At 67.0% G+C, this 17,828-nt stretch carries 20 protein-coding genes; 12 read left to right on the top strand and 8 right to left on the bottom strand.

Translation table 11 applies throughout. From position 1 onward, the window contains the following. The first annotated feature begins 114 nt into the window (after window positions 1–114). From MFF13_RS23170 to MFF13_RS23155, 4 genes are all read left to right on the top strand, one after another. A protein-coding gene (locus MFF13_RS23170; protein ID WP_238273045.1) for an IS630 family transposase occupies window positions 115–1,070 on the top strand; the annotation gives its coding sequence in 2 pieces (ribosomal slippage) (window positions 115–451 and window positions 451–1,070; 957 coding nt in all). A gap of 115 nt (window positions 1,071–1,185) precedes the next feature. After that, entirely contained in the window at window positions 1,186–1,380 is a 195-nt protein-coding gene (locus MFF13_RS23165) for a type II toxin-antitoxin system ParD family antitoxin (protein WP_147765272.1), read from the top strand. Then, on the top strand, window positions 1,367–4,792 hold the full coding sequence (locus tag MFF13_RS23160) for a PAS domain S-box protein (protein ID WP_238273044.1): 3,426 nt from the start codon (window positions 1,367–1,369) through the stop codon (window positions 4,790–4,792). The genes MFF13_RS23165 and MFF13_RS23160 overlap by 14 nt, the downstream gene beginning before the upstream one ends. Before the next feature lie 258 nt (window positions 4,793–5,050). Then, entirely contained in the window at window positions 5,051–5,404 is a 354-nt protein-coding gene (locus tag MFF13_RS23155) for a hypothetical protein (RefSeq protein ID WP_238273043.1), read from the top strand. Between the two features lie 89 nt (window positions 5,405–5,493). Here the strand turns inward: MFF13_RS23155 and MFF13_RS23150 are convergent, their stop codons facing one another. Continuing rightward, on the bottom strand, window positions 5,494–6,330 hold the full coding sequence (locus MFF13_RS23150) for a GGDEF domain-containing protein (RefSeq protein ID WP_238273042.1): 837 nt from the start codon (window positions 6,328–6,330) through the stop codon (window positions 5,494–5,496). Window positions 6,331–6,389: 59 nt separating this feature from the next. Here MFF13_RS23150 and MFF13_RS23145 point away from each other — a divergent pair, with 59 nt between their 5' ends. Further along, window positions 6,390–6,839: a winged helix-turn-helix transcriptional regulator gene (locus MFF13_RS23145; protein ID WP_147752592.1), complete on the top strand. Its 450-nt coding sequence runs from the start codon at window positions 6,390–6,392 to the stop codon at window positions 6,837–6,839. Between the two features lie 187 nt (window positions 6,840–7,026). Here MFF13_RS23145 and MFF13_RS23140 read toward each other — a convergent pair whose 3' ends face one another. The 5 genes from MFF13_RS23140 to MFF13_RS23120 all read right to left on the bottom strand — a co-directional run bounded on the left by MFF13_RS23140 (window position 7,027) and on the right by MFF13_RS23120 (window position 10,443). After that, window positions 7,027–7,509, bottom strand: a complete 483-nt coding sequence (locus MFF13_RS23140) for a VOC family protein (protein ID WP_238273041.1) — start codon at window positions 7,507–7,509, stop codon at window positions 7,027–7,029. Window positions 7,510–7,540: 31 nt separating this feature from the next. Next, window positions 7,541–8,371, bottom strand: a complete 831-nt coding sequence (locus tag MFF13_RS23135) for a DUF3658 domain-containing protein (RefSeq protein WP_238273040.1) — start codon at window positions 8,369–8,371, stop codon at window positions 7,541–7,543. A 32-nt stretch (window positions 8,372–8,403) separates the two neighbouring features. After that, window positions 8,404–8,721, bottom strand: coding sequence for a hypothetical protein (locus tag MFF13_RS23130; protein WP_147752595.1), 318 nt, complete (start codon window positions 8,719–8,721; stop codon window positions 8,404–8,406). Window positions 8,722–8,815: 94 nt separating this feature from the next. Beyond that, window positions 8,816–9,733 carry an alpha/beta hydrolase gene (locus tag MFF13_RS23125; protein WP_147752599.1) on the bottom strand — a complete coding sequence of 306 codons (918 nt, stop codon included), beginning with the start codon at window positions 9,731–9,733 and terminating at the stop codon, window positions 8,816–8,818. After that, on the bottom strand, window positions 9,733–10,443 hold the full coding sequence (locus MFF13_RS23120; protein ID WP_238273039.1) for a hypothetical protein: 711 nt from the start codon (window positions 10,441–10,443) through the stop codon (window positions 9,733–9,735). The genes MFF13_RS23125 and MFF13_RS23120 overlap by 1 nt, the downstream gene beginning before the upstream one ends. Window positions 10,444–10,614: 171 nt before the next feature. Here MFF13_RS23120 and MFF13_RS23115 point away from each other — a divergent pair, with 171 nt between their 5' ends. The 4 genes from MFF13_RS23115 (at window position 10,615) to MFF13_RS23100 (ending at window position 13,479) form a co-directional block, all read left to right on the top strand. Beyond that, complete coding sequence (locus MFF13_RS23115) at window positions 10,615–11,346, top strand: response regulator (RefSeq protein WP_147812606.1); 732 nt, start codon at window positions 10,615–10,617, stop codon at window positions 11,344–11,346. After that, window positions 11,346–12,719 (top strand): sensor histidine kinase, encoded by a 1,374-nt coding sequence (locus MFF13_RS23110; RefSeq protein ID WP_147763751.1) that lies wholly within the window; start codon window positions 11,346–11,348, stop codon window positions 12,717–12,719. The genes MFF13_RS23115 and MFF13_RS23110 overlap by 1 nt, the downstream gene beginning before the upstream one ends. 127 nt (window positions 12,720–12,846) lie before the next feature. Then, window positions 12,847–13,110 carry a GCG_CRPN prefix-to-repeats domain-containing protein gene (locus MFF13_RS23105; protein WP_147753415.1) on the top strand — a complete coding sequence of 88 codons (264 nt, stop codon included), beginning with the start codon at window positions 12,847–12,849 and terminating at the stop codon, window positions 13,108–13,110. Window positions 13,111–13,173: 63 nt separating this feature from the next. Continuing rightward, the gene (locus MFF13_RS23100; RefSeq protein ID WP_147753416.1) at window positions 13,174–13,479 is read left to right on the top strand and encodes a GCG_CRPN prefix-to-repeats domain-containing protein; all 306 of its coding nucleotides are present in this window, start codon (window positions 13,174–13,176) and stop codon (window positions 13,477–13,479) included. 18 nt (window positions 13,480–13,497) lie between these two features. On the opposite strand, the gene MFF13_RS23095 is transcribed toward MFF13_RS23100, so the two are convergent. Next, a complete protein-coding gene (locus tag MFF13_RS23095) occupies window positions 13,498–14,421 on the bottom strand; it encodes a LysR family transcriptional regulator (RefSeq protein WP_147753417.1) in 924 nt (307 codons plus the stop codon). Window positions 14,422–14,519: 98 nt separating this feature from the next. On the opposite strand from MFF13_RS23095, the gene MFF13_RS23090 reads away from it, so the two are divergent. Continuing rightward, a complete protein-coding gene (locus MFF13_RS23090) occupies window positions 14,520–15,380 on the top strand; it encodes an NmrA family NAD(P)-binding protein (protein ID WP_147753418.1) in 861 nt (286 codons plus the stop codon). A 37-nt stretch (window positions 15,381–15,417) separates the two neighbouring features. Beyond that, the gene (locus MFF13_RS23085; protein ID WP_147753419.1) at window positions 15,418–16,191 is read left to right on the top strand and encodes an SDR family NAD(P)-dependent oxidoreductase; all 774 of its coding nucleotides are present in this window, start codon (window positions 15,418–15,420) and stop codon (window positions 16,189–16,191) included. Between the two features lie 432 nt (window positions 16,192–16,623). Here MFF13_RS23085 and MFF13_RS23080 read toward each other — a convergent pair whose 3' ends face one another. Beyond that, on the bottom strand, window positions 16,624–17,178 hold the full coding sequence (locus MFF13_RS23080; protein ID WP_238273038.1) for a hypothetical protein: 555 nt from the start codon (window positions 17,176–17,178) through the stop codon (window positions 16,624–16,626). Window positions 17,179–17,510: 332 nt separating this feature from the next. Between MFF13_RS23080 and MFF13_RS23075 the strand changes: the two genes are divergently transcribed. Next, the coding region (locus MFF13_RS23075; RefSeq protein ID WP_238273037.1) for a transposase at window positions 17,511–17,828 on the top strand (318 nt) is incomplete at its 3' end.

Below are 17,828 nucleotides of genomic sequence, written 5' to 3'. Positions count from 1 at the left end.
TCGGCCGCCGCATCACCCGGTCGACCTAGAGCGGCATCCGACCGGGCTGAATCACCGGGGTTTACCGGTCGGGGTTTGATGTGATTCCCTGCGTGGCTTTCGCAGGAGAGCCGCATGCCATCTGCCCTATCCGTCGATCTGCGCGAGCGTGTCGTGGCCGCCGTCGAGGAAGGCGCGTCGCGCCGTCAGGCGGCCAAGCTGTTCGGCGTAAGCCCGACCAGCGCGATCCGCTGGTACGAGAGCTTCGCGCAAGAAGGGCGGATCGCACCCAAACCGATGGGCGGGGATCAGCGCTCGCAGACGATTGAAGCGCAGGCCGACCTGATCGTTTCGACCTACGAGGCCAAGCCCGAGATCTTCCTTCCGGAGTTACAGGAGAAGCTGGCCAAGCGCGGCCTGCGGGTCGGGGTGAGCAGCCTGTCGCGCTTCTTCAAGCGTCACGGCATCACGCGAAAAAAAACACCGGCCACGCGACCGAGCAGGATCGGGAGGACGTGAAGGCCGCCCGCGCGGCGTGGTTCGAGGGGCAACTCGACCTCGACCCAGATGCCCTCGTGTTCCTGGACGAGACCGCGGCCAACACCAGCATGGTCCGCCGCTACGGACGCGCCCCGCGCGGCGAGCGTTGCCGGGTCGCCGCGCCGTTCGGACATTGGAAGACCACCACCGTCACGGCCGCCCTGCGTACCAGCGGTCTGATCGCGACCGCGCTTCTCGACGGGGCCACGAACGGCGAACGCTTCCGTGCCTACGTCGTCGAAACGCTGGCCCCTGCGCTGAGGCAGGGCGACACCGTCATCCTCGACAACCTCCCGGCCCACAAGGTCAAAGGCGTGCGCGAGGCCGTGGAGGCCGCCGGTGCACGGCTGCTCTACCTGCCGCCCTACAGCCCCGACCTTAACCCGATCGAGATGGCCTTTGCCAAGCTCAAGGCAATGCTCCGATCGGCTGCAAAGCGCACCATTGCCGACCTCTGGGACGCCATCAAAAACGCCTTCGCTGCCTTCAAACCAGACGAATGCCGGAGCTACCTCGCCGCCGCGGGATACGACGCTTATGATCCAACCTGATCGGATGCCGCTCTAGCAACGACATGCCCAGCCGGCGGTCGGTGTGACGACGCAGCTCCGCGAATGGGGGTGTCGCAGGTGCGACACCGTCCCAGGGAGATGCTAGGGGCAGCGGATGGCCGCCAAGCACTCCCGACACATCGCCCTGACCGAGCCGCTGATCGCCTACGTCGAAGGGCAGGTCGCCAAGGGGGACTACACATCCATCAGCGAGGTCGTCAGGTCGGCGCTCAGACTTCTGATCGAGCACGACGAGGCGAAGTCCCTCCGCGTAACAGCATCGAACGGGTCGGCCCATGGCCGCGCCTGAGGATGCCATCGCGGAAGCCGCCTACGATCCGGCGAGGCTCGCGACGCTCGACGGCTATGGCATCCTCGATACCGAGGCCGAGCGAGGCTTCGATGACATCGTTCTGCTGGCGTCCCGGATCTGCGGGACGTCGGTCGCGCTCGTCAGCCTCGTCGCCGGCGACCGGCAGTGGTTCAAGGCCCGGGTCGGCTTCGACCCCTGCCAGACCCCGCTGTCGCAGTCGGTCTGTGCCCACGCCCTGCGGCAGCCCGGCCTGTTGGTCATCCCGGATCTAACCGCCGACCCCCGGACCCGCGACAACGCGCTGGTCACCGGGGAGCCGCGGCTGAAGTTTTATGCCGGTGCGCGGCTGGAGACGCCCGAGGGCGTTCCACTGGGGACTCTGTGCGTGATCGACATGAAACCCCGACCGGAGGGGCTGACGACCGAACAGACCGAGGCCCTGGAGGCACTGGGGCGGCAGGTCATGGCGCAGATGGAACTGCGTCGGTCGATGGTGGCGCGCGACGACGCCCTGCGCACCGCCCGGGAAGCGGACGTCCGCCACGGCCAGATCCTCGACAGCGCCCGCGACTACGCCATCGTGACAACCGACCTCGACGGCCTCGTGACCGGTTGGAGTGCCGGTGCCGAGGCCATCCTCGGCTGGTCCGAGGCCGATATGCTCGGCAGGCCGGCACGGCTGTTCTTCACCGAGGAGGACGCGGTGGACGGTGCGCCCGAGCGCGAGATGCGCGTGAGCCGCGAGGAGGGCCGCGGCAATGACGAGCGCTGGCACGTGCGCAAGGACGGGTCGCGGTTCTTTGGCCTGGGCGAGATGATGCCGCTCCGCGCCGAAGACGGTACGCATGTCGGCTATCTCAAGATCCTGAGGGACCGGACGGACCAACGTTTGGCTGCTGAGGCGCTGCAGCGGCAGACCGACCTACTCCAGACCGTAACGGACCACGTCAGCGAGGCCGTGATCCAACTCGACCGCGACGGCCTGGTCACCTTCGCCAACCGGACCGCGCACATCCTGCTCGGATGGGACGCCGACGCCCTACTCGGACAGGACCTGCACGAGGCCGCCCACCACCATCATCCGGACGGGCGGCTGTTTCCGGCGTCCGAATGCTGTTTCGTGCAAGCCATCCGGGAGGGGAAGACCCTCCGGCAGCGCGACGCCACGTTCTTCCATCATGACGGGACGCCCATCGAGGTCGTTTGCTCGAATGCCCCCATCCTCCAGGGCGGAGCGGTCGTCGGGGCCGTGCTCACCGTCTCGGACGTCACCGGCCGCCGTCTGGACGAGCGTCGCCTCAGGAAGGTCAACGCCGAACTGGAGCGGCGGGTCGCGGAGCAGCGCGCATCCGAGGCGCGGCAGCGCTTCCTGCTCGACCTGACCGACACCCTTCGCGACCAGGGCGGCCCGCGCGGGCGGATGCAGGCGGCCGTCGACGCCCTCGGACGCCATCTCCGCGCGAGCCGGGTGGGCTACGGCTTCGTCGAGGAGGACGGCCTCTCCGTCACCCTCGGCACCGAGTACGTCGACGGCGTCGCGACGCTCGCCGACACCTACCCCCTTGATGCGTTCGGCCCCGGGAACGTTGCCAACCTCCGGAACGGCCGGACGTCGGTCTATCCCGACGTCGAGGCGGATGCGGACACGGCCGGCCTGGGGATGGACGCCTTCGGCATCGGCGCCATCGTTGCCGTCCCCCAGGTCCACGAGGGACGCTTACGCTCGGTCGTCTACGTGAACCAGCGGGAGCCGCGGGCCTGGACGCCCGACGAGGTAGGGTTGGTCGAGGAGGTCTCGGCCCGGATCTGGGACGCAGTCGAGCGCGTCCGCGCCCAGGGCGCGTTGCGGGCTCTAAACGAGACGCTGGCGGCCCAGGTCGCCGAGCGCACCAAGGAGCGCGACCGAATCTGGCATGTGAGCCAGGACATGCTTGGCGTCGCCGACGCGAACGGGATCTGGGTGAGCATCAATCCGGCGTGGCACCGTATCCTGGGATGGGACTACCACGACATCGTCGGGAAGACCTCGGAGTGGCTCGAACATCCCGAGGACCGGGAAAGGACGCGGGCTGAGGTCAAGCGCCTCGCCGACGGTGCGCTCACGCTCGCCTTCGAGAACCGTTTTCGGGCGCGCGACGGAGGCTATCGAACCCTGTCCTGGACAGCCGTTCCGGTTGAAGGGCTGCTCTACTGTGTCTCCCGCGACGTCACCTTGGAGAAGGAGCGCGCCGCCAGCCTTTTGCAGGCCGAGGAGGCGTTGCGGCAATCGCAGAAGCTTGAGGCCGTCGGCCAGTTGACCGGGGGCGTAGCGCACGATTTCAACAACCTGCTCACGGTCATCAAGTCATCGACCGACCTGCTCAAGCGCCCGGACCTGTCCGAGGACCGGCGGGCCCGGTACGTCGGCGCGATCTCCGACACCGTAGACCGAGCCGCCAAGCTGACGGGGCAGCTCCTCGCCTTTGCTCGTCGGCAGGCGTTGCGCCCGGAGGTGTTCGATGCCGGGCGCAGCGTCCGGGCCATCGGCGAAATGGTCGGCACCCTTACCGGCGCACGGATTACAGTCGCGATCCACGTCGGCGGCGAGCCCTGCTACATCAATGCGGACCCGAGCCAACTCGACACCGCCCTGGTGAACATGGCGGTCAACGCCCGCGACGCGATGGAGGGGGAGGGGAAACTCGACATTGTTGTGGAGGCGGTGGGCGTCGTGCCCGCGATGCGCTCGCAACCCGAGCGGAACGGCGACTTCGTCCGGATCTCGCTCACTGACACCGGTTCCGGCATCCCCGTGGATCAGATCGACCGGATCTTCGAACCGTTCTTCACGACCAAGGGCGTCGGCCAGGGCACCGGCCTCGGCCTGTCCCAGGTGTTCGGCTTCGCCAAGCAATCGGGTGGCGAGGTCGTGGTCGAGAGCGAGGTCGGACGCGGCACCACATTCTCGCTCTACCTCCCGCGCGCGGAGATCGATTTCGGCATACCCGAAGAACCCACGTTCGTTGACAAAGTCGTCGACGGACGCGGCACCCACGTCCTCGTCGTCGAGGACAACCGCGAGGTCGGGACCTTCTCGACCCAGACCCTCCAGGAACTCGGTTACGGCACCCATTGGGTGACGAACGCCGACGACGCCCTGGCGGCGCTGGCAGGAAGCCCCGGCAGTTACGATGTCGTTTTCTCCGATGTGGTCATGCCGGGCATGAACGGCGTCGATTTTGGACGCCAGGTGCGACGGTTGTATCCGGGCCTGCCGGTGGTGCTGACCAGCGGCTACAGCCATGTGCTTGCCCAGGAAACCGACCACGGCTTCGAGCTCCTGCAGAAGCCGTACTCGGTCGAGGCGTTGTCGCGTATCCTCCGTCGGGCCGCCTCCAAGCGCCTGCGACGCCGGGCGATGTTGGAGTAGACGCCGGATCGCATCCGCATTGTCCGATCCGGCCTATCGGTCGCCATCGCGTGCTCCGCCCGATGCTTCGACGATGGCCAGGCGAACCTGGGGATACCGGGAGACGGACCTGCCACGCGTTTCATGTTGCGACGCAGCATGGCGAGGGGCGTACGCTCTGGGAAGCGCTACCCTCGCATCGACGGGTGAGGGACGGCATCGGGTCGAAAGCTCGACGGGCGGAACCAGGATGCTGCCGTCAAGTCGAAGGCCACCCCGATGCGCATCGTCCCCAACCTTGCCGCCCTTACCCTCGCCATACTCCGGCTTCCCGCGATGGCCTCCTCTTACGCCGAGCAGATCGGCACCATCGAGCGCCGTCTCGATAGCGCCGGGGCGGTTCAGGTCGCCGGCCTGCAGGAGGGGCACACCCTCCGAACCGGCTCGCCGCGAGGCATCACCACGGCGCGCCTCGCCGCACCGAGCGATCCCGACATGGTCACGACCGCCGACCACGTCGCCGTCGCCAGAACGTTCATCAACCGGGCCACCGACGAGAACCGGAGGGGTGACAAGCGTTCGTGCGAGAACACCATGACCCAGGCCAAAGGCATGATCGGCGCCCTACCTTAGGCGGCCTTGCCGGCCGCTTCGGGTTGCGGTTTGAGCGACTTCACTTCTGCGACCGGCCACCAAGGCTGGCCGAGCCCGGCGGGGATGCGTCATGCCGCTGCGAGCGGCGCCTCGTCGGCGCCTGCCGCTGTTGACCTACAGACTGTGCTTCCCCCGAAACTCTCGACCCGGACTCCCCCCGTCCCGGCGCGCTTCGCGACGTACATGAGGCGGTCGGCCTCGCGGATCGCGGTCGCCCAGTCCAGGGTCGTGCCGGGACTCACGACGAGGGCTCCCATGCTGACGCCGATGTGATGTCTCGATCCGCTCAGGCCGTCGCGGAGGCGCCGGTGGATCGTCTCCACACGGGAGACCGCCGCCGCGACCGTGCTCGACTGCAACAGGAAGACGAACTCGTCTCCCCCGAGCCGCCCGAAGCGGTCGCCCCAACCGATTGCTGCGACGCCGGCCAACGCTAACCTGATGAGGACCTCGTCGCCTTCCGCATGTCCGGACGTGTCGTTGACGGACTTGAAGCCGTCGATGTCCGCGAGGGCCAGCACCGTCACCGATCCGTTCGCCGCGCATCCTCCCAGGGCCAAGTGAGCGTGCGCCTCGAACGATGCCCGGTTCAGGATACCCGTCAGCGCGTCGTGACGGGCTGCGTATCGCTCCCGCTCGTAGACCCGTCGCAAAACGCAGACGGTGGCGACGACGAACGCGTAGGCTCCGAGCCGAACCACGGCACGGACCGTCGCCGCGAGCGGTGACAGGCCAGCGTCGAACCCATGGATGGGGAGGATGTTGAGGAAGGCCGCCACCAGCGCGACGCCGCAAGCTGCCCGCGGTCCGAGGCGCCAGCCGGCCAGTGCGATCAGCGGATGGTGTTGCCTGAGAAGTTCATGACGGCGACCTTCGTTGTTGTCGCCGAAGAAATTATCGATCACGCTCTCCAGACTGAAGTAGGCACCGAAAAGATTGGTACTTACCGAAAGGAGAGCGTCGGATGCGTAGGGCTACCCCAGACCCCATGATCGAGGCACGACGGAGGGGGCCGATCCCGAAGGACGTCGATCCGACGATCGAGGTGCTGGTGAACGACATCATCGCCAAGGTGGCCGACAAGTGGACTATGCTGATCCTTGAGGCTCTAGACGAGCATGGCACCCTACGGTTCACGCAACTCGGCAAGGCGGTGGGTCGAATCAGCCAAAAGATGCTGACGCAGACGGTTCGGCAGATGGAGCGGGATGGTCTTGTGCGACGTACCGTGCATCCGGTGATCCCGCCGCACGTGGATTACACGCTGACGCCACTCGGCGAGAGCTTGGGGGCAGCGTTCTGTGGTGTGTGGATCTGGGCTGAGACCCACCACGCAGAGATCGAGCGCGCCCGTCGGGCGTTTGCAGCGGCGGGTGAAGCGTCCGATGTGTCCGCTTGCATCGAAATACGGTGATGGCCGAGAGCTGTTATAAGCTTTTGCAGACCCTGACCCTTCTCTGGAGGCGGACCTGCCGCATCCGACCCAATGCGGATGCCTATCAGCCCTCAAAGGGATCTCGGAACTCGGAAGCGGACATGGATTTGGCTCAGGACCGACCATGCGGTGCCTTAACGAAGACCAAAACGGCTCGACCTATATCCTAAGTCAAAGTCGCGTGGCGCCCCGCGGGCGGCGGCTGCATGAATTCGATGGTGGAACCGTCCGGACCGACGGCATAGACCACCCGCGTTCCGGCCCGTTCGCCTGTGGGGATCGGCTGCGGTATGCCCTGGGCCTTCCAGCCATGGCCCACAATGCGGGACAAGACCGCGTCGAGATCGTCGACGATCAGGGCAAGATGTGCAGAGCCCGGATCGAACGGCGCGGGCGCCGCCGCAGGTGGGCTCGTTCCCCGATACTCAAGCAGTTCGACAGCTTGCCCCCCGAGCGACACCACTGCCATGCGCACCCGCGCGCCGTGGGCACCCGTGACCTGCCCCAGGAACTTGCCGCCCATGTCGCCGGTCCGCAACAGACGTGCGCCCAACCCCTCCACCCAGAAGCGGAGCGCCTCGTCGAGGGAGGCGACGGCGAACCCCACGTGGTCGGCGCGGCGGACGTTGAGGCTTGAGGTATCGATCATTCCTATCATCCTATCGAGGGCACCGACTTGATCAGCCCGGGATCCTGTCCGGATGCGGACGAATGGCCGGAAGGCGAACCTCGTAGTCGCGCATCCCTGGCCCGGCGCCCCTGACGTCGAGGGCACCCTCGGCGCCGAGTGCCAGCACGCGGCCGAACAGGACAACGTCGCCGACGCACTGGCCCGGTGGGTCGACCTCGAAGGACAGGTGATGCAACGCCCGCCCGATTAACCCGGCGACGATCTCCCATTCCGGCCTGCCCTGCGCGACGAGGGCGGCATCGAAGTGCGTCAACGGCGCCGACACCAGGCATCCGTCCCGCACGATGCGGAGCGGCGCATTCTCGGCCCGCAACCGTGCCCATGTCGCTGACGCCGCGTGGGCCTCGGCTTCTGAGTAGGGGCGTCGTCTCTCCCTCAGGCCGGAGGTGACGATGTCCTCGGGCCGCATCAGGCCGAGAGACCACGGCGATCGCACGCCGTCCCGGGTGACGAAGTCCAGACCGGTCGCATCGACGATGTCGAACGGACGCACGGCCATGCGGAAGGCGAACTCCAGGAAGCAGGCGTGCTCCCCGGCGTCGGTCAGACAGACCCAATAAACCGGATACACGTCGGCCGTGGTCGCTTCGGCCCAAGGCTCCTCGGGCTCGCGCCAGTCATCGTCGGGAGCGCACCGCAGGACGGTTCTGACCCACGCCTGGCGCGTGTCCGGGTCCGGCGGATCGATGGGGCCATGGCTCAGGGTAGCGGGAAGCGCGACCACGCGTTCCGTACACCCTTCCATACGAAGGGCGTCGCGGATCGCATCCGCCCTGGAGATGCCGTAAGCCACGTGAACGGTCTCGATCGCGCAGGTCATCCCAGGTCCTCCGTCATCATCGACCGGCATGCTCAAGGCTTCAGTTCGGGACAGAGGCGGTAGCCTTCGGCTGCACTGTTCGTCAGGTCGGTGAAGGCCGTTGGACCGTCGACGCGAACGGTCGAACGCTCGGTCGCCCGGGGGAGATCCGGTCCGCCGTATTGCCGGCAGGACTGCTCGATCTCGAACACGTTTCCTTGCCGGGACACGACGCGGGGCCGGCAGTCGTTCGACTTGGAACTGCCGATGCCTGCGCCGTCGTAAGTCCGCAGGGCGACGTTCGGGGGATCCTTGCAGTCCGTGCCGACCGTCACGTAGGCCCCGTGGCGGAGCGGCAAGGTGTCGGCCATCGCCGGCCCGGCGAGCAGGGCCAGGACGCATGCGGATACGGGTCGCGATCGCGTCGGGTTCACGGTCTTTCCCATGATCGGTGGTCGTCGGATGTCAGGCCGGAGCGCCGACCGTTCGCAGCCAGGCCTCGTACCTGCCCGGCCATTGCGCGCTCGGCGTGCCTGGCCGGCCCATCCCGAAGCCGTGGCCGCCGCTGACGAGCGTATGCGCCTCCACGCGGACACCGGCGCGTTCGCACGCCTGCACCATGATCCGGCTGTTCGCGATGTCGGAGATCGGATCGTCCGCCGCCTGAGTCAGGAAGACCGGCGGACAACGGGACCGGACATGGGTCTCGACCGACCATTCCGCGCTCTCGCTCGGCGTCGGGTGGCGACCGACCAGTTGGACGCGCGTCGAGGTATGGTCGTAGGGCGGTTCCAAAGTGATGATCGGGTAGATCAGGGCCGCGGCGGACGGGCGTGCGGGCAGGTCGTCAGCTGCATCGATCGGGCGATACGATGCGAAGGCCGATCGCGTTGCGGCGAGACCCACCAGGTGGCCGCCGGCCGAGAAGCCCAGGATGCCGATCCGATCCGGATCGACGCCGTACGCCCCGGCCCGCGACCGGATCAGGCGCAGGGCGCGCTGCGCGTCCTGCAGCGGGGCCAATGGTCCGTCGGCCCAGCCCTCCCGGGGCAGGCGGTAGCTCAGAACGAACGCAGTGATGCCCCGCGCGGCGAGCCAGCGGGCGGCCGGACGCGCTTCCTTCTCCATCTCGATGCGCTTGTAGCCGCCACCGGCGGCGACCAGCATCGCCGTGCCGGTCGGCCGGGAAGGCACGAACACCTCCAGGCCGGGAACGGCGATGTTGCTGACCGCCCCCTTCCCGTCGACCTCGGGCGACCCGTCGGGTCCGCCCCCACCCGGAGGTTCGCCGGGCCACAGCCGAAGGGACGCGGTTCCGGCGGTGGCTCGGCCCGCCGCGAGCACGGCGGCGGTGCCGAGAACCAGCGAGCGTCGGTCGATGATCATGGCCGTGCCGTCCCGGAGGTTTGAGGAGGCTCGGTCGATACGGCACGCGGGCTACCGAACAGGTGGTGCAAATAGCCGAAGTAGACCGGTTGTTTCTGCCGAAGCTCCTCACGTGTGAAGGGCTCGCGCGCCAGCCGACCGTGCAGGTAAACGCTCGCGGTCATCGCGAAGAACTCGCCCGGGTTCTTCAGGACATAGGCGCCCGCCGAGTAGAACCCGCCCTCCCTGGCCCGCCCGTAATAGGTCAGGATGTCCGCGTTCCGATTCCCGCCTGGCAGCATCCGGAAGTGGTAGATGTGCATGTACTCGTGTAGCAGGATCGGTCGGTCGTCGTTCGGGTCTGCAACTGCGATGGTGACGCGGTCGCCGCCGCTGTAGTGGCCGCCAACGTTGGCGCCGGTCTGCACCACCACCGGGAAGCGCCGAAGAAAGGCCTTGGTGCGCGCATCGAGCCCGGTGGCCTCGACGAGGTCGACCTGGTGTTCGGCCGCTCGACGCAACTGGTCGAGCTCCGCGTTCGGGACATCCGGACCGATCTCGATCAGATAGCCACGATAGGTCTCGCTCCCATCACCGGATCGGGACGTCGCGGCCGCGACCTGTCGCGGTGCGGCGTCGACCGTGCCGCCGTGGACGGCCATCGTCCCCGCCAGGGCGAGCGCGGTCACGACATGCCAGAGCGGGGATGCCAGTTGGGCTGGAGCCATGCGTCCGTCGCCTCGTTTCGTCGGGGCCCATCCGAGGGCCTCCGTTGCGATGCCGGTGACCATCGCGGCCGGACCGATCCAGGATGTGACGAGATGCGCGTGCCGTGTAACGTTTTGTGACAGCGACCGGTTTCGCGTTGCGGCCCGGTCGGGGCGGCCTATCCTCGTGACATGCCCGACAGCATCACCATCGCCATCGTCGAGGACGACGACGACATCCGCATCCAACTCACGGGCTATCTGGAGGGCGAGGGGTTCCGCGTCGTCGGCGTCGACGGAGGCGCAGGTCTCGACCGACTTCTCGCGGCCGGACCCGCCCCGGACCTGATCGTCCTCGATTGGATGCTGCCCGGCGAGGACGGCCTCTCGATCTGCCGGCGCCTGCGTGCTGCGAGCGGGCCGCCCATCGTGATGCTGACCGCCAAGGACGAGGACATCGACCGGGTGCTCGGCCTGGAGATGGGAGCCGACGACTACGTCTCGAAGCCGTTCAACCCGCGTGTCCTGCTGGCCCGCATCCGCGCGGTCCTGCGACGGTCACAGGGGACTGGCGCCCCGGCGTCCGAGGACGCCGCCGAGATGCTCGGCGTCGTCGATCTCGTCATCGACCTCGCGGCACGCCGGGTGACGGTCGGCGAGGCACGGACCGAGATCCCCCTCACCAGCGCCGAGTACGACCTGCTGCACTGCTTCGTCACCCGGCCGCAGCGGGTGCTCTCGCGCGACCAACTCCTGGACTGGACGCGCGGCCGGACGGCTGACGCCTTCGACCGCACCATCGATGTGCAGGTGAGCCGCCTGCGGCACAAGCTCGATGCCTCGGGCAGCGCCGCGGCGGCGCTGCTCAAGACGGTGCGCAACGCCGGCTACATCCTGGCGGCGCCGGTGGGACGGGCATCGTGATGGCGCAGATCAGCCTGCTTGGCCGGATCATGCTGATCCTGCTCGGCGCGCTCTCGCTGCTCGTCCTCGCCACCTTCGCGGTGGACAAATGGCAGCGGCACGAGGAGGCCTCGCCCTACGCCACGCGCTTCCCCCGCCTCGATCAGGCCGCCGGCATCATGACCCTGCTGCGGGACGCGGACCCCGCGCAACGCCCGGCGATCCTAAATGCAGTGAACGGGGAAGCCCTGAGGGCCGAGATCACGGACGCACCTCCGTCCGAGACCGGACTAATCCGCGAGCCGCGCCTCGAAGCGCGCCTGCGGCGGTTGACAGGGGACGCGAATGGCCAGGTTCGGGCCTTCACCGATGTCGACATGCTGCGCAGGGGCGTCGATCCGGCGGAAGTCGCCAACGCCGACAATCGGAAAGTGATGGGCCGTCTGGCGACCGCCACTTACGCCCTGCCCGACGGCCGGACGGTCGTCGTCTCCGCCATCGAGCGTCACCACTCGCTGATGCCGTGGCTGCTCGGCCAGCCCCTGAGCCTGTGGGTCGCGGTGCTCGGGCTCGTCGTGGCCGGCCTCGTCCTCGTCGGCGCACGTCACGAACTCGCGCCGTTGCGGCGGCTGACAGAGGCGGTCTCCCGCTTCGACGGTCGTGCCCCCGAGCCGGCCCTCGTTCCGCAAGGCGCCCCCGAGATCCGCTGTCTGTCCCAGGCCGTCCAGGCCATGCAGGAGCGCATCGTCGGCCTCATGGGCGAGCGCTCATTGCTGATCGGCGCGATCTCGCACGACCTGAAAACGTACCTGACCCGCCTGCGGCTACGCGCCGAGGGCGTGGCCGAACCGGAGCGCCGGGAGCGACTGGTCGAGGACCTCGACGCGATGACCGCCCTGCTCGACACCTCGCTCGGCTTCGCCCGCGGCACCGCCGTCGAGGTCGGCCGCGCACCCGTCGATCTCGGCGACCTCGTGGCCATCGAGGTCGCCGAGCACGCCGCGCAGGGCGTGAACATCGGCTTGACCGGCGAGGACATACCGGACGCCGTCGTCGCCGGCGACGTGGTTGCCCTGCGCAGGGTGCTCGCCAATCTCATCGGCAACGCCGTCAAATTCGGGCGCTCCTCGGTGGCGGTCGCGGTACGGCGCACGGGTCCGGATTGCGAGGTGGCGGTCGAGGACGACGGCCCCGGCATTCCCGAATCGGAGCGTTCCGCGGTGTTCAGCCCGTACTACCGGATCGAGCGCTCCCGGAACCGCGGGACCGGCGGGACGGGGCTGGGGCTGGCCATCGCCCGGCAGATCGCCGAGGCGCATGGCGGTACCGTCGTGGCCGAGGCGACCGCGCTCGGCGGCGCCCGGCTCGTCCTGACGCTGCCCGCCATCGCCTGACCACCCAGGCCGTCGTTACAAATCGTTACGCCGACGCATCCGCCCGTCACATCCGGGAAGAAGCCCGGGACGATCCTGCCCTCATCGGTCGCGGCGCCGAGCCCCGACGAGAGCAGAGGATGCAACGATGCTGAAGTATCTCGCCCCGGTCGCCTTACTGGCCGCCATCACGGTCCCGGTCACCGCCGCGCCCCTGATCCAGGATGCCGTCTCCAACGGGTCGGATGGTGCCGAGATCATCCAAGTCTACGGCGGCTGCGGACCCTACGCCCATCGCGGCCCCTACGGCGGCTGCCGAACCGGTGGTCAGGCCGGTGGCTACGTTCGTGGCGCCTCCTGCCCGGCTGGCTTCCACATCGGGCCCTACGGGCGCCGCTGCTGGCCGAACTGAGCCGTCCAAACCCTTTCCCTTTCCCCACATCCGGTCGCGTGCCGGATACTTCAGGAGCGAGACATGTTCCGCAGGATCGTCGTACCCCTTGCCCTCGCCGCGGGGCTTGTCACGGCCGGCTCGGCGGCCGAGGCCCGTGACGGCTGCGGTCCCGGCTTCCACCGTGGCTTCTACGGCTGGTGCCGTCCGAACCTCGGCTTCCGTCCGCTCGCCTACGGCCCCGTGTACCGTCGCTTCGGCCATCACGGGTGGGGCGGCCGCCGATGGCACTACAGCTACCACTACAGCTGGCATCGTCGCTTCGGTTGGCACGGCGGCGGCCATCGCTGGGGCGGGTTCCGTCATGCGGGTTCGCACCATCGCTGGTGATGCGTCTGCATAGGTCGGTCAGTGAGATATCTCTGCCGACCTGGCCGTCTCGCCGATGAAGGCCAGGAACGCCTGGACCTTGGCGGAGGTGTGCCGCCGGGTCGGGACGTAGGCGTGGAGCGGGAAGCGTTCCCCCGTCCACGCCTCCAGGAGCGGCACCAGGCGACCGTCTTCGATGTAGTCCTTGGCGTACAGCTCCAACGGCTGCGCGATGCCGAGGCCGGACAAGCAGGCCCCGAGCAGCGTCCCGGTATCGTTCACCGTCAACCGACCGCTGCCCCGGACTGCCACGCGCTCCGTGCCGCGGTGGAATTCCCAATCGAAGGGATGTCCGGTGGCGGGGTTCCTGAACTGGATGACGGTATGATCCCCGCCGTCCAGGTCCGAGGGGTGATCGGGTCGGCCATGACGGGCGATATAGTCGGGCGTCGCGCAAGTAAGCACCCGCGTCCGCAAAAGCAGCCGAGCGATCAGCGCAGACGGCTCGGGCTCGCCGAACCGGACGGCGACATCGAAGCCTTCCGCGACGAGGTCGCCCATGCGGTCCCGGACCACCACCTCGACGGAGAGGTCCGGAAATCGCTGCAGGAAATCGCCGAGCCTTCGGGCCAGCACGAAGTGCCCAAAGGCGGCATCGGTGTTGATCCGCAGTTGCCCGCGCACGGCTCGCGCCGATCCCGCGGCCCGGGTGGCGGCATCCTCCAGGCCGTCGAGCAGTGGGCGGACCTCCTCGTAGAAACGGCGGCCCTCGTCGGTCAGGGTCACGGCCCTGGCGGTGCGGTGGAACAGGCGGATGCCGAGACGCCCCTCCAGTCGGGATACCGCCCGGCTAACGCCCGATTGCGACAGGCCGAGCGCCTCGCCGGCCCGGGAAAAGGCCCCGGCCTCGACGATGGCGGCGAGGACGCCGATCCCGCTGAGCACCCGTGCATCGTAGGCCATGATGACGTTTTAGCATCCTCAAGCTGAGGAGAATGCGTTCGCCTCAACACAGCTCGGATGTCAATCCTTTGGCATCGGCGAAGTGTGGAGTGACAGTCATGTACGCGATCACGGGTATCACGGGTCAGGTTGGCGGGGCGGCTGCGAGCAGGCTTCTCGAAGTCGGTGCGCGGGTCCGCGCAATCGTCCGTGATGTTGCGAAGGGTGACCCGTGGGCGGAGCGCGGCTGCGAGGTCGCATTGGCCGAGATGACCGATGCGGACGCCCTGGCGAGCGCGTTCGCTGACGTCGATGCAGTGTTCGTCGTGATCCCGCCGATATTCGACCCGGAGCCGGGTTTTCCCGAGGTTCGAGGTGTCATCGCTGCCCTGAGCCAAGCCCTAACGCAGGCGCGGCCTCGCCGGGTGGTGTGCCTGTCCACCATCGGCGCCCAGGCTGCAGAGCCGAACCTCCTCAGCCAGCTCGGGCTGGTGGAGCGGTCGCTCGCCATGCTCCCGCTGCCGGTCGCGTTTCTCCGCGCGGCCTGGTTCATGGAGAACGCCGCGGGCGACGTCGCTTCCGCCCGCACGGGTCTGATCCCGAGCTACCTACAGCCGCTCGACAAGCCCTTGCCGATGGTCGCGGTGGCCGACATCGGTCGCGTCGCCGCCGAGATGCTTCGAGAGCGGTGGGTCGGTCGCCGCGTGGTCGAACTGGAAGGTCCGGTTCGCGTCCGTCCAAACGAGGTCGCGGCAGCCTTCGCCGCAGCGCTTGGGCATCCCGTGCGCATGGAGGCGGTCCCGCGCGCAGCATGGGAGGCCACGTTCCGGTCGGCGGGTGCCCGCAATCCCGGGCCCAGGGCGCGCATGATCGACGGCTTCAACGCCGGCTGGATCGAGTTCGAGGCCGGCCAAGCCGGTTCGACGAAGGGAGCCACCGGCATCGACGCCGTCGTCCGCCAACTCGTGGCCCGAGCCTGAACGCCAACGTCGGAAACACCCGCAAGTCGGAGGCACCATGGCACGCATCTTCATAACCGGGTCGTCGACCGGGCTGGGCCTCATGGCCGGCCAGCTGATGATCGAGCAGGGGCACGAGGTCGTGCTGCATGGGCGAGACGCGCGCCGGTCGGACACCGCCTTGAGGGAGGCATCGGGCGCCGTCGGAGTAGTGACGGGTGACCTGTCCTTGATGCGCGGGATCAGGGAGGTGGCCGAGCAGGTCAATCGCCTGGGCCGCTTCGATGCCGTGATCCACAATGCCGGTGTCGGCTACCGCGAACCCCGACGGATAGACACCGAGGACGGGCTGCCACACGTGTTCGCGGTCAATACGATGGCGCCCTACCTCCTGACCGTTCTGATTGAGCGTCCCGAGCGACTGGTCTACCTGAGTTCCGGCCTTCATCACGGCGCCGGGGCCGACCTCGACGACCTGCTCTGGAGGAGGCGTCGCTGGCAGGGGTTGGCGGCCTATGCCGAGAGCAAGCTCCACGACGTGTTGTTGGCCTTCGCAGTTGCCCGCCTATGGCCGGACGTGCTGTCGAACGCGCTGGAGCCAGGTTGGGTGGCGACACGAATGGGCGGCGCAGGCGCTTCCGACGACCTTGCCCAAGGACACCTCACGCAGGCGTGGCTCGCCACGGGCGACGACGCTCTCGCGCGCTCGACAGGCCGGTACTTTTATCATCGAGCTACACGAGAGCCCGATCCGGTGACCGCGATCGAAGCGACCCAGGACGCTCTCCTGATCGCGTGCGAGCGCGTTTCCGGCGTCACCTTCCCGCGTTGAGCACTGCGCCGAGCCAACCGGCTCGGCTCATAGAGGGATGCTCAGTGGCGGAACCTTGCTCGGTTCTTTGGCGCAGAGGCGCCTCACAGCGTAGCCGCGATGTTTGCGCCCCGGCTATCGCGTGCGTTCCGGATCGCGGGCGAACGCGGATACGGCGTCCGCTTCCGGTATTTCTCGCCCCGAAGCAGACTTGCGGAAATCCACCCGACCCAGTCGTAGAGCGGACAGACAGGTCCCGACCCTATGCGGACGTGCGCTCGATCAAGCGTGCCGCCAGACCTTCACGGCCAAGATCAGCAGGATCACGGTGAGCACCGGCAGCAGCACCGTCGAGGGCCCTGTATCGCATTTTTTGAACAACGACATAAGCCTCGCAGGCCTAGCAGGGCCATATCAATCTTCCGCCTCTAAGACGTCCAAAATCTGAACTAATTAATACGCAAGAACATCCCCATTTTTTCTCGCTTCCAAGATTGCGAATCCACCAGTCCATTGAGGATGATTCGCCATCAGCTTGGCGGCCATCAGTTTTATATTATCTTCCGACAGCGATGAGTTAACATCTCCGGCAAGACCGTCTTTGGTGTGAAGCTTGTCTGAGAGATGAAGTTTTTGATGCATAAATTCGTGGAAAGTGATGTTCGCAATATCGCGCGAATCCATTGCTGAGCTTGCCTCCATATCTGACCCGTGTTCTTTGCTGTTCCATTTTGTAAAACCAGTTGATGTCTCGTGAGTTGGTGGCAAATTATCGTGCTTGATATTTTCGACGATGTGTGGTGTTCTTTTCATGTAATACATTATTAGTTCATGTTTTTTGGCCTGAGGGTTCGTAGTCACAAACTGAACTGAGCATCCTTCTTTGATCCCAGCTTTTTTGCAAACTTTGTCAAAGTAGTCTTTTATAAAATGCTTTACCTCAGCTCTCTTATTGTCTGAACCTATGGCATCCTCAATGTCCACTAGGTAAATGTTGTAAACTGACATAGTGCTCTCCTGCATCCAAACTGCGGTTGGTGACCAACACACGCGGCTCGCGCGATCCTGTTAGTATTTGTCTGGAAATTTTTCAGAGAAGCAATCGGGATTCTTGGGGTTGTGAGCAAAGCGCGCCCCGCAAGGGGAAGGCGCAAAGGCGGAATCTGGCCTGCCCTCATTCTGTGGCGCCGGTTCTCATACCCCCTGAGACGAAGTCTGCCCTCGGTGCGACGTCCCGACCGGGTCGTGTCCCAGGCGGTGGTGTAGCTGAGGGGTGGTCATCGGCGGTTGCCGGGTAGGGTCGGGTTGCGACGACCAACCCCGAACCCGAGAGACCCCCGATGACCGACGAGATCATGGCCCTGCGCGGGCTGATGGAGAAGAGTGCCGACGCCGATCTGCTGCGTGAGATGATCGGTTTTGCAGCCGAGCGACTGATGGAGCTGGAGGTGGGCGGCCTGACCGGCGCGGCCCACGGCGAGAAGAGCGCCGAGCGTCTGGTCCAGCGCAATGGGTATCGCGACCGGGACTGGCAGACGCGGGCCGGCACGGTGGAGTTACGTATCCCTAAGCTGCGCAAGGGCTCGTACTTCCCCGGTTTCCTGGAGCCACGACGCATGGCCGAGAAAGCGCTGACAGCGGTGATCCAGGAGGCCTAC

This window comes from Methylobacterium cerastii (assembly GCF_022179125.1).
GTDB lineage: Bacteria > Pseudomonadota > Alphaproteobacteria > Rhizobiales > Beijerinckiaceae > Methylobacterium > Methylobacterium cerastii.
Note: the sequence above shows the minus strand (reverse complement) of the source record. Positions and strands in the feature narration are given on the sequence as shown.